General features: G+C 50.0%; 7 tRNA genes. All 7 read left to right on the top strand.

Going from position 1 to position 655, the window contains the following annotated elements:
* The first annotated feature begins 34 nt into the window (after positions 1-34).
* The 7 genes from ASG93_RS04620 (at position 35) to ASG93_RS04590 (ending at position 626) form a co-directional block, all read left to right on the top strand.
* Positions 35-110: transfer RNA gene (locus ASG93_RS04620), tRNA-Asn, on the top strand.
* A 2-nt stretch (positions 111-112) separates the two neighbouring features.
* A tRNA-Thr gene (locus ASG93_RS04615) sits at positions 113-188 on the top strand.
* Positions 189-203: 15 nt separating this feature from the next.
* Positions 204-278, top strand: a tRNA-Glu gene (locus ASG93_RS04610).
* 23 nt (positions 279-301) lie between these two features.
* Positions 302-377, top strand: a tRNA-Val gene (locus ASG93_RS04605).
* A 12-nt stretch (positions 378-389) separates the two neighbouring features.
* Positions 390-462: transfer RNA gene (locus ASG93_RS04600), tRNA-Thr, on the top strand.
* 9 nt (positions 463-471) lie between these two features.
* Positions 472-543: transfer RNA gene (locus tag ASG93_RS04595), tRNA-Gln, on the top strand.
* 10 nt (positions 544-553) lie between these two features.
* Positions 554-626, top strand: a tRNA-Lys gene (locus ASG93_RS04590).
* The last annotated feature ends 29 nt before the right edge of the window (positions 627-655 follow it).

The following is a 655-nucleotide window of genomic DNA, read 5'->3' as shown; positions in this document are numbered from 1 at the left end:
GGTTCTGGGAGAGTAGAACGTTGCCAAGCAGTTTTCCCTGATAGCTCAGTTGGTAGAGCACTCGACTGTTAATCGAGTTGTCACAGGTTCGAGTCCTGTTCGGGGAGCCATTGCTTCCATAGCTCAGTCGGTAGAGTGCATCCATGGTAAGGATGAGGTCACCGGTTCGATTCCGGTTGGAAGCTCCAGTAATTTATTATTAAGGCCCGTTGGTCAAGTGGTTAAGACACCTCCCTTTCACGGAGGTAACAGGGGTTCGAGTCCCCTACGGGTCACCATCAATATTCTAGTTCTATCCCATGGAGGCTTAGCTCAGCTGGGAGAGCATCTGCCTTACAAGCAGAGGGTCGGCGGTTCGATCCCGTCAGCCTCCACCATTAACTTCATATGCCGTTGTAGCTCAACTGGTAGAGCAACTGACTTGTAATCAGTAGGTTGGGGGTTCAAGTCCTCTCGACGGCATGTTTTCGATGGGGATTAGCCAAGCGGTAAGGCAACGGACTTTGACTCCGTCATGCCAAGGTTCAAATCCTTGATCCCCAGTTCTTCAGATGAGTCATTAGCTCAGTTGGTAGAGCACCTGACTTTTAATCAGGGTGTCGTAGGTTCGAATCCTACATGACTCACTTTGCCTTATTTACAGCATGCGCGNATG

The organism is Paenibacillus sp. Soil787 (genome assembly GCF_001429545.1).
Taxonomy (GTDB): Bacteria; Bacillota; Bacilli; order Paenibacillales; family NBRC-103111; genus Paenibacillus_E.
This window is presented reverse-complemented; position numbering and strand designations above follow the sequence as displayed.